Below are 8,907 nucleotides of genomic sequence, written 5' to 3'. Positions count from 1 at the left end.
GGGGGGGGGGGGGGGGCCGCGGGCCGCCCCGCCCCCCCCGCGCGGGGGGGGGTGGGCGGGGGGGGGGGGGGGGGGGGGCGGGGTTGCGGCCGCCCCCGCGTCCGCAGACCGCGCCCTCCTCCTCCGGCGGCTCGCCGCAGCTCGGACACCTGGACGGCCCAGTCACACCCATGTCACACCCACGTCCCGGGGCGGAAACGGTAGGCCCGCTCCACCAGCTCGATCCTTGTCTCGCCACGCCGCGCCCTGCCGCGCGGTCGGCGCCGCCTCCGGCCGTGCGGCGGCTCCGGCGGCACCGCACGGCCCGGTCCGTCGGCCGGACGGGCACCGTGGCCCCCGGAGAGTACCCAGTCCGCGCCGTGGTTCCGTACTCCGGTGGCCCCGCTGGCCGGATCCTCCCGCTGCCGTCCGCCCCGGCCGAAGTCGGCGGACGGGCCGGTGCGTTCGGCCGCGGGCCCCCTCACGCCTCGCCCCGGTCGGGTACGAGCGCCTCCGCCGCCGCCCGCTGGTAGCGCGCCACCGCCGCCTCGGCCGCCCGCAGATCGCAGGGCGCGCTCCACAGCAGCCGCCGGGCCGCGTCGTACCGCTCGGCCGGCAGCGGATCGCCCGCCAGACCGTGCCGGGCCAGCTCCGCCTTGTACGCGTCGAGACGGCCGCGCAGCTCGGCGCGGACTGCGAGCGGCGCGGTCACCGCCGTCAGCGACTCCCGGGCGCGCAGCAGCTCGTCCTCGGCGCTCTCCTCCAGCCGGTCCAGCAGCGGCGAGAGGCGGTGCCACTGCGCGCGCCGCCGGAAGTCGGCGGCGGCCGCGAGCTGTTCGTGCAGCGCCGTCGACGGGCCGCTGACCGCCGGGACCTCGCACGCCGCGATCTTCGCCAGCACCTCGCCGCGCGCCTGCCGCGCCTCGGTCAGGGTGCGCTCCGCGCGGGAGAGGACGTCCCGCAGGCGCATCAGCCGTGCCTCGGCGTCCTGCCGGACGTCCAGCACCGCCTCGATCTCCCGGCGGACGTCCTCCAGCGCGCGGGCGGCCCGGTCGTAGCGCGCGGTGTCGGGCCGTCCGCCGCCGGGCGCGGCGCTGCCGCCCGCCGGTGCCACCCAGAACGCCAGCGGGTCGGCGATCACCTCGGCGCGCAGCCGGGTCAGCTCGGCGGTGATGTCCTCCAGGTCGTCGCCGGAGGGGTGGGTGCCGGGGCGGACGCCCACGGAGTGCGCCAGTGAGCGGGTGCGCCGCAGCTCCTCGGCGAGCAGGTCGATACGGGCGGGCAGCGTGGACCAGACCGCGTCCGCGGCGACGATGGTGTCCAGCGCGCGGGCGTAGCGGCCGTTCAGCCGTGCCACCAGCTCGCGCAGCGTGCACGGCGTGCAGGGCGCAGCGTCGGGCCCGTCCGTGGCTCCGGTCGCCGGGATCTGTGCGTCGCGCAGCAGGCCGGTCAGTTCGGCGAGGTCGTCGGGGGAGAGCCAGCGCCGCCGCTCCCGCAGCGCGCGGACGGTGGCCAGCGCCTCGGTGTACGCGTCGAAGTCCGCCCAGAGCGCGGCCAGCGAGCGTGCGGTGGCCGCCCAGCGTTCCTTGGTCACGCCGGTCAGCTCCGCGCCCTCCAGCAGCCGCCGCCCCGCGTGGTCCTGGAGCGCCTGCAGCGAGGAATCGATCGCCTCGTACTCGGCGCTCAGCCGCTCCAGCGCGCGGTCGGCCTCCTCGCGGTCCAGAGCCTGGCCGGGCGGCCGCTCCGCGGATCCGGGAAAGGGTCCCAAGACCCCCATCGATCACCTCTCCAAACTGCGTACGGGGCGCGGTGGTTGGTGCGCTTCGGCCGCCTCTCGGGTGCTGCTACCCCCACTTTTCCTCAATACTGACGCCCCGACGCCCCGAGTGGGGGCGATCACTGGGGTATTTCGCCGATGGTGGTCCTGCGATGCCGGAATCGCCGGGAATGGGAGGTACGGGCCCAGGTGGCCCCGGCCTCGTATCCGGCGGCGCACACACGAGGGGCGCGGGGCGATGGCGCGACCTCCGAGGTTGCCGCGCCACCGCCCCGCGCCCCTGTGCGCGGATCCGTGGGTGTCCTTACGACCAGGTCTCCCGCAGCCGCGCGTACGCCGCCGCCGGGGCCCCGGCCTGGTCCAGGGCGGACAGGGCGGCGCCCAGCACCGGGGGAGCGGTCACCACCTGCGCGACCGCCTTCGGCGCGCGCTCCGCCAGCAGCCGGACCACCCGCTCGTGCAGCAGCGGATGGCGGGCGGCCAGCACCCCGCCGCCGAGCACCACCCGGGTCTCCTCGCCGAGGAGTTCCAGCCGCTCCAGCGCGACCGCCGCCAGCAGCACCACCTCGTCCGCCTGCCGCGCCACGATCGACCGGGCCACCGGGTCGCCGTCCGCCGCGACGTCGAACAGCACCGGCGCCAGCTCGTACCGCCGGTGGTCGGGGAGATGCCGCAGATGCAGCGCCTCGATCAGTTCGGCCATGGTGGCCAGGCCGAAGTGGGCGGGGAGCGCCCGCGCCAGCGCGCTGGGGCCGCCGCGGCCGTCCTCGGCGCGCGCCGCGAACCACAGCGCCTCGTCGGCGAGATGCCCGCCGCCGCCCCAGTCGCCGGAGATCCGGCCGACCGACGGGAACCGCGCCGTCGCCCCGCCCCGGCCCAGGCCCACGCCGTTGATCCCGGCGCCGCACACCACGGCCACGCCGCGCGGCTCCGCGCCGTCCGGCAGCCCGGCCCGCAGCAGCGCGAAGGTGTCGTTGGCGACGGTCACCGAACCCGCCCAGCCGCGGCCGGTGATCTCCGTCTCCAGCGCGGCCTCCTCCACCGGCAGATCGGCGTTGGCGAGGTACGCCGAGACGTGCGCCACCGGGCCCTCGGCCCCCGCCTGCGCCAGGACCGACGCCACCAGCGGCGCCAGGACGTCCACCGCGGGGCCGACGCCGACCACCGGCGGCTGGAAGCCTCCGCCGCGGGCCGTGCCGAGCACCCGGCCGTCGGCGCCCACCAGGGCCACGTCCGTCTTGCTGTTGCCCGCGTCGATCGCGAGTGACGCGCCGCTCAGGCCCACGTCAGGTGCTCCCGGTTGTGTGCGAGGAGATCGTCGGTCAGCTGCTCGGCGTAGGCGATCTGGCCGATCAGCGGGTGTGCCAGCAGCGCCTGGAAGACCCGGTCCCGGCCGCCCTTGAGCGCCGCGTCCAGCGCGAGGCGTTCGTACGCGGTGACGTTCGCGATCAGCCCGGAGAACAGCGGCTCCAGGGGGCGCACAGGCAGTGGCCGCGCGCCGGTGGCGCCGACCGTCGCCGGGACCTCGATCACCGCGTCGTCCGGCAGGAACGGCAGCGTCCCGTTGTTGAAGGTGTTGACGATCTGGGTGTCGCCGGTGTCCCGCAGCAGCGACGACGTCAGCGCCACCGCCGCCTCCGAGTAGAAGGCCCCGCCGCGCTTGGCCAGCAGCTCCGGCTTCTCGTCCAGGCTCTCGTCGCCGTACATCTCCAGCAGCTGCTTCTCGATCGCGGCGACCTCCGCCGCCCGCGACGGCTTCCGCCGCAGCTCCCGCACCACCTCGTCGTGCTGGTAGTAGTAGCGCAGGTAGTACGAGGGGACGACGCCGAGGCGGTCCACCAGGGAGCGCGGCATGCGCAGGTCCTCGGCGACCGCGTCGCCGTGCTCGGCCAGCAGCCGCGGCAGCACGTCCTCGCCGTCGACGCGGACCGCCCGCTCCCACGTGAGGTGGTTGAGCCCGACGTGCTCCAGCTCCACCCGCTCGGGCGTGATGCCCAGCAGGTGGGCGAACTTCCGCTGGAAGCCGATGGCGACATTGCACAGCCCGACGGCCCGGTGGCCCTCGGTGAGCAGCGCCCGGGTGACGATGCCGACCGGGTTGGTGAAGTCCACGATCCACGCGTCGGGGTTGCGCCGTCGCACCCGCTCGGCGATGTCGAGGACCACCGGGACGGTCCGCAGCGCCTTGGCGAGCCCGCCCGCGCCGGTGGTCTCCTGGCCCACGCAGCCGCACTCCAGCGGCCACGTCTCGTCCTGGTTGCGGGCCGCCTGCCCGCCGACGCGCAGCTGGAGCAGGACCGCGTCGGCACCGTCCACGCCCGCGTCCAGGTCGGAGGTCCAGGAGATCCGGCCCGGGTGGCCCTGCTTGGCGAAGATACGGCGGGCCAGCCCGCCGACCAGCTCCAGCCGGTCGGCCGCCGGGTCGATGAGGACCAGCTCCGCAAGCGGCAGGACGTCCCGCAACCGTGCGAAGCCGTCGATGAGTTCGGGGGTGTAGGTCGACCCGCCGCCGACCACGGCGAGTTTCATGGGAACAGCCACAGGTTCAGCCCTTTACTCCGGTGAGAGTGACGCCTTCGACGAAGGCTTTCTGTGCGAAAAAGAACACGAGGATGACCGGAGCCATGATCAGCAGCGTCGCCGCCATGGTCAGATTCCAGTCGACGCTGTGCGCGCTTTTGAAGGATTCGAGGCCGTAGGAGAGCGTCCAGGCCCCGGGGTTCTGCGCCGCGTAGATCTGCGGGCCGAAATAGTCGTTCCAGCAGTAGAAGAACTGGAACAGTGCGATGGCGGCTATACCGGGCTTCGCCATCGGCACGACGATTTTCAGCAGCGTACGGACCTCACCGCAGCCGTCCACCTTCGCCGACTCGACGTACTCCTGCGGAATCGTCAGCAGGAACTGCCGCAGCAGGAAGATGGAGTACGCGTCGCCGAACGCCAGCGGGATGATCAGCGGCCACAGCGACCCGGAAAGGTGCAGCTGCTGCGCCCACACCAGATACATCGGAATGACGATGACCTGCGGCGGCAGCATCATCGTGGAAATCACCAGGATCATCGCCGCCCGGCGGCCCCGGAAACGGAACTTCGCCAGCGCGTACGCCACCGGAACCGCCGAGCACACCGTGAAAAGCGTGCCGAGGCCCGCGTACATCAGGGAGTTCTTCCACCAGTCCAGAAATCCCGGGGTGTGGAAGACGGTGGCGTAGTTGGACCAGTGCCATTCGGTGGGCCACAGTTCACCGCTCATCGCCTGGCCGTCGCTCATCACCGACGTCAGAAAGACGAAGACGAACGGCAGCACGAAGAAGAGCGCGGCGGTGACGGCCACCGTGTGTACGGCGATCCAGTGCAGCAGCCGGGTGCGGCGGGCCCGCAGCGCCGGGCCGCTCCCGTCGCCGCCGCCGGTACGGGCCGGTGCGCCGGGGGCGCTCAGGGTCGTGGTGGTCATGGGATCAGTCCTCCGCCGGGAGCAGGCCCGCGCGCTTGCGCATCAGCAGGGTGGTGACGGCCATGGCGATGACGAAGAGCACGAGCGAGAGCACGCACGCCGCGCCGGTGTTGAAGTTCTGGAAGCCCAGCGAGTAGACGAGCTGCGGGACGGTCAGGGTGGAGTGGTCCGGGTAGCCGGGCTGGATGACCGTGCCGGGGCCGATGGTGACGCCGGAGGCGAGCTTCCCGGCGACCAGCGCCTGCGTGTAGTACTGCATGGTCTGCACGACGCCGGTGACCACCGCGAACATCACGATCGGGGTGATCGCCGGCCAGGTGACGTAGCGGAACTTCCCCCACGCCCCGGCGCCGTCCAGCTCCGCCGCCTCGTACTGCTCGCGCGGCACGTCCAGCAGCGCCGCCATGAAGATCACCATCAGGTCGCCGATGCCCCACAGCGACAGCAGCACCAGCGACGGCTTCGCCCAGTTCGGATCGTTGAACCACGACGGCGCGTCGATGCCGACGGCGCCGAGGATCTCGTTGACCGGCCCGGTTCCCGGGTTCAGCAGGAAGACGAACGCGACGGTCGCGGCGACCGGCGGCGCCAGATACGGCAGATAGAACGCGGTGCGGAAGAACCCCGCCCCCGACTTGATCTTCGTGACGAGCATCCCGATGCCGAGCCCGAAGACCACCCGCAGCGCGACCATCACCACGACCAGCCACAGCGTGTTCCACAGCGCCGGACCGAAAAGCGGCATCTGCGTCAGCACGTACTTCCAGTTCTTCAGCCCCACAAAAGCGGGCTCCTCGATCTGGTTGTAGTGCATGAACGAGAAATAGACGGTGGCGAGCAGCGGATAGCCGAAGAAGACCGAGAAACCGACCAGCCAGGGGGAGAGGAAACCGACCGTGCGCAGTTTCTCGCGCATTTTCTTACGGCGCAGCGCGGGCGCGCGGGTGCTGAGTGCCATGGCAGGCTCCGTCAGTTCTCGGACTGGAGGTTGTCGGCGTCGATCTGCGCGTCGAGGGTCCGCAGTCCCTTGTCGAGATCGGGGACCTTTCCGGCTTCGACTTCGTAGGAGAAGTCCTGGAGCGTGGTGACGTACTGCCCGCCGTTGTTGGACGGCGGCAGCGCCGAACTGTGCGGGTCCTTCGCGATGTTCAGAAAGCTGCGGAACGTCGGCTCCGCGTCCAGCTTCGGCGATTTCAGCGCCGCGAACGTCGAGGGGACGTTGTGGATGGCGTTGGCGAAGGCGACCACCTGATCGGTGTCGGCGGTCAGGAACTTCACCAGTTCCCAGGCGGCGTTCTGGTGCGTGCTGCTGTGCGCGATTCCGGCGACGGTGCCGGTGAGATAGCCGCGCCCGTAGGTGTCCGCCTGGTCGTCGGGGACGGGCAGCGGCGCGGTGTCCCACCGGAATTTCGCCTTGGCGTCCTTGAGCATCAACCCGCGCCATTCGCCGTCCAGATGCATCGCCACCTTCTGCGTGAGGAAGGCGTTCTGCGACGACATCTCGTCACCGAACATGGTGCGGAACTTCTCCAGCGGACCGTAGCCGCCCTGTGCCTTGATCAGCGCGAGCTGCGTACGGAAGAAATCCTTGCTGCGCGGATCCTTCGCCAGTGCCGCCTTGCCCTTCGCGTCGAAATACGTGGGACCCCACTGCGCGAACAGCCGGTCCGGACTGTTCTGGTACATCCGGAAGGCGGGCATGAAACCCACCCGCTGGTATGAACCGTCCTGATGACGCTTGGTCAGCTTCGCGGCGTCCCGCTCGAATTCCGACATCGTCTGCGGCGGCCGGGAGATTCCGGCTTCCTTGAACGCGTCCTTGTTGTAGTAGAGCCCGAACGCATCGGCCAGCAGCGGCAGCGCGCACTGCCGCCCCTTGTACTGCGTGTAGTCGAGCAGCGTCTTCGGAAAGACCTTCTCCTTCTCCATTCCGCTCTTCTTCAGGAACGGATCGAGATCCGCCCACATGCCCGAGGAGCAGTACTGCCCGACGTTGTTGGTGGTGAACGACGACACCACATCGGGGGCGTCGTCCCCGCCCGCCCGCAGCGCCTGGTTCATCGTCTCGTCGGTGACATTGCCGACGACCTCGACCTTGATGTTGCGGTGGAGTTTCTCGAAGCGGGCGATGCTGTCGTTCACCGCCTTCACCTCACCCGCCTCCGACCAGCCGTGCCAGAACTTCAGCGTCACCGGTTTCGTCGGATCGTCACGGTCACTGCCGACACTCGGCCGGGCACACCCCGAAACGAGCAGCCCGGCACCGGCCAGCGCCACGATCAGACACCGGCCTGCGCGCGAGGGTGGCATGGCGTACTTCCTTTACGGCGGGAGGAATGAGAAAGAGGAAGTGAACAGGTGCAAGGAATTCAGGCCGTGTTGAAGACGATGTCGCGGGCGGCGGCGAGCGCCGTGCGCAGGGCGCCGGTGAGAATGGGATTGCCGTCGAGATGGCTGATGCGCAATTCCGGCCGGGGCAGCGCAAGACCGGTGAACTCCTCCTCGATCAGCGCCCGCAGCTCCTCCCCGCCGGCGTGCGCGACCGCCCCGGACAACACCACCAGCTCCGGATCGACCACCGCCACCACCGCGGCCAGCCCGGTGGCCAGCCGCACCGCCACCTCGGCGCGGACGGAGTCGACGCGCAGCGCCTCCTCGACGGTGCGGACGTGCCCGGCGCCGTGCCGGTGGGCGAGTTCGACGACGCTGGGCGCGCCGACCAGGCTCTGGAAGCCACCGCCGCCGTCGGGCTGCGCGGCGCTGCGGTCCCCGCCGCGCGCCAGCGGCGCCCCGGGCAGCGGCATGTAGCCGATCTCCCCGGCGCCGCCGGTCGCCCCGCGCAGCAGTGTGCCGTCCAGCACGATCGCGGCGCCGACACCCTCGTCCGCCCAGACCAGTACGAAGTCGTCGTAGTCCTGGGCGGCGCCGTCGTGCTGCTCGGCGACGGCCGCGAGGTTGACGTCGTTCTCGATCTCGATGGGCGTGCCCAGGACCTCCGCCAGCTCCTCCTTGAGGGCCCGCGAGTGCCAGCCGGGCAGATGCGGCGCGTACCGCAGCCGCCCGGTGCCCGGGTCGAGCGCACCGGGCGTGCCGATCACCGCGCCGTGCAGCTGCTCCCGGCCCAGCCCGGCCTTGGCGAGCGCCGCGTCGACGGCCGCCGCGACCAGCTGCGCCGTGCGGTGCGGTACGTCCTCGGCCACCGCGTCGGTCCCCACCCGTGCCTCGCCGCGCACCTGCCCGGCGATGTCGGCCACGGCCGCCGTGATCCCCTCCTGATCCACGGCGAGCGCGGCGACCTGCGCCACGAACGGATTGACCTCGTAGAGCTGGGCGTTGGGCCCCGGGCGCCCGGTGACGTTACCGGTGGTCCGCACCAGCCCGACGGCCTCCAGGCGCGCCAGCAGCTGTGAGGCGGTCGGCTTCGACAGGCCGGTCAGCTCACCGATCTGGGTGCGGGTCAACGGCCCCTGGGACACCAGCAGGTCGAGCGCGGCCCGGTCGTTCATCGCCCGGAGTACCCGAGGCGTTCCGGGCATCCCCTGCCCCGCTGCGGCCATGTGCGCACCCACCCCGTTCCCGGTGGCCCCGCCACCATCTGTTAGGAAACTTTCCAATCGGTGCAAGGACGGTAGGTCGCGCCCCGAGCGGCCGTCAATGGTTTACGCGCGAAGACTTTTCCCGGAGGTGGCCGGGACGT

7 protein-coding genes are annotated in these 8,907 nt (G+C 71.8%); all 7 read right to left on the bottom strand.

Going from position 1 to position 8,907, the window contains the following annotated elements:
• Positions 1 to 460: 460 nt before the first annotated feature.
• Complete coding sequence (locus ACFWWQ_RS16840) at positions 461 to 1,756, bottom strand: hypothetical protein (protein WP_384596722.1); 1,296 nt, start codon at positions 1,754 to 1,756, stop codon at positions 461 to 463.
• Positions 1,757 to 2,060: 304 nt separating this feature from the next.
• Complete coding sequence (locus tag ACFWWQ_RS16835) at positions 2,061 to 3,041, bottom strand: N-acetylglucosamine kinase (RefSeq protein WP_384596720.1); 981 nt, start codon at positions 3,039 to 3,041, stop codon at positions 2,061 to 2,063.
• Positions 3,032 to 4,285 (bottom strand): 6-phospho-beta-glucosidase, encoded by a 1,254-nt coding sequence (locus ACFWWQ_RS16830; protein ID WP_384596756.1) that lies wholly within the window; start codon positions 4,283 to 4,285, stop codon positions 3,032 to 3,034. The genes ACFWWQ_RS16835 and ACFWWQ_RS16830 overlap by 10 nt, the downstream gene beginning before the upstream one ends.
• Before the next feature lie 16 nt (positions 4,286 to 4,301).
• The gene (locus ACFWWQ_RS16825) at positions 4,302 to 5,210 is read right to left on the bottom strand and encodes a carbohydrate ABC transporter permease (RefSeq protein WP_384596718.1); all 909 of its coding nucleotides are present in this window, start codon (positions 5,208 to 5,210) and stop codon (positions 4,302 to 4,304) included.
• Between the two features lie 4 nt (positions 5,211 to 5,214).
• Positions 5,215 to 6,168 (bottom strand): carbohydrate ABC transporter permease, encoded by a 954-nt coding sequence (locus ACFWWQ_RS16820; RefSeq protein WP_384596716.1) that lies wholly within the window; start codon positions 6,166 to 6,168, stop codon positions 5,215 to 5,217.
• An 11-nt stretch (positions 6,169 to 6,179) separates the two neighbouring features.
• Entirely contained in the window at positions 6,180 to 7,520 is a 1,341-nt protein-coding gene (locus ACFWWQ_RS16815) for an extracellular solute-binding protein (RefSeq protein WP_384596714.1), read from the bottom strand.
• Positions 7,521 to 7,579: 59 nt separating this feature from the next.
• The gene (locus ACFWWQ_RS16810) at positions 7,580 to 8,716 is read right to left on the bottom strand and encodes an ROK family transcriptional regulator (RefSeq protein ID WP_384596712.1); all 1,137 of its coding nucleotides are present in this window, start codon (positions 8,714 to 8,716) and stop codon (positions 7,580 to 7,582) included.
• Between the last annotated feature and the right edge of the window lie 191 nt (positions 8,717 to 8,907).

This window comes from Streptomyces sp. NPDC059080, from assembly GCF_042739975.1.
Lineage (GTDB): Bacteria > Actinomycetota > Actinomycetes > Streptomycetales > Streptomycetaceae > Streptomyces > Streptomyces benahoarensis.
Note: the sequence above shows the minus strand (reverse complement) of the source record. Positions and strands in the feature narration are given on the sequence as shown.

Excerpts from the sequence above, each read along its gene's own strand:
- ACFWWQ_RS16825 (WP_384596718.1), bottom strand. The coding sequence starts at position 5,210 with ATGACCACCACGACCCTGAGCGCCCCCGGCGCACCGGCCCGTACCGGC.
- ACFWWQ_RS16815 (WP_384596714.1), bottom strand. The coding sequence starts at position 7,520 with ATGCCACCCTCGCGCGCAGGCCGGTGTCTGATCGTGGCGCTGGCCGGT.
- ACFWWQ_RS16840 (WP_384596722.1), bottom strand. The coding sequence starts at position 1,756 with ATGGGGGTCTTGGGACCCTTTCCCGGATCCGCGGAGCGGCCGCCCGGC.
- ACFWWQ_RS16830 (WP_384596756.1), bottom strand. The coding sequence starts at position 4,285 with ATGAAACTCGCCGTGGTCGGCGGCGGGTCGACCTACACCCCCGAACTC.
- ACFWWQ_RS16820 (WP_384596716.1), bottom strand. The coding sequence starts at position 6,168 with ATGGCACTCAGCACCCGCGCGCCCGCGCTGCGCCGTAAGAAAATGCGC.
- ACFWWQ_RS16810 (WP_384596712.1), bottom strand. The coding sequence starts at position 8,716 with ATGAACGACCGGGCCGCGCTCGACCTGCTGGTGTCCCAGGGGCCGTTG.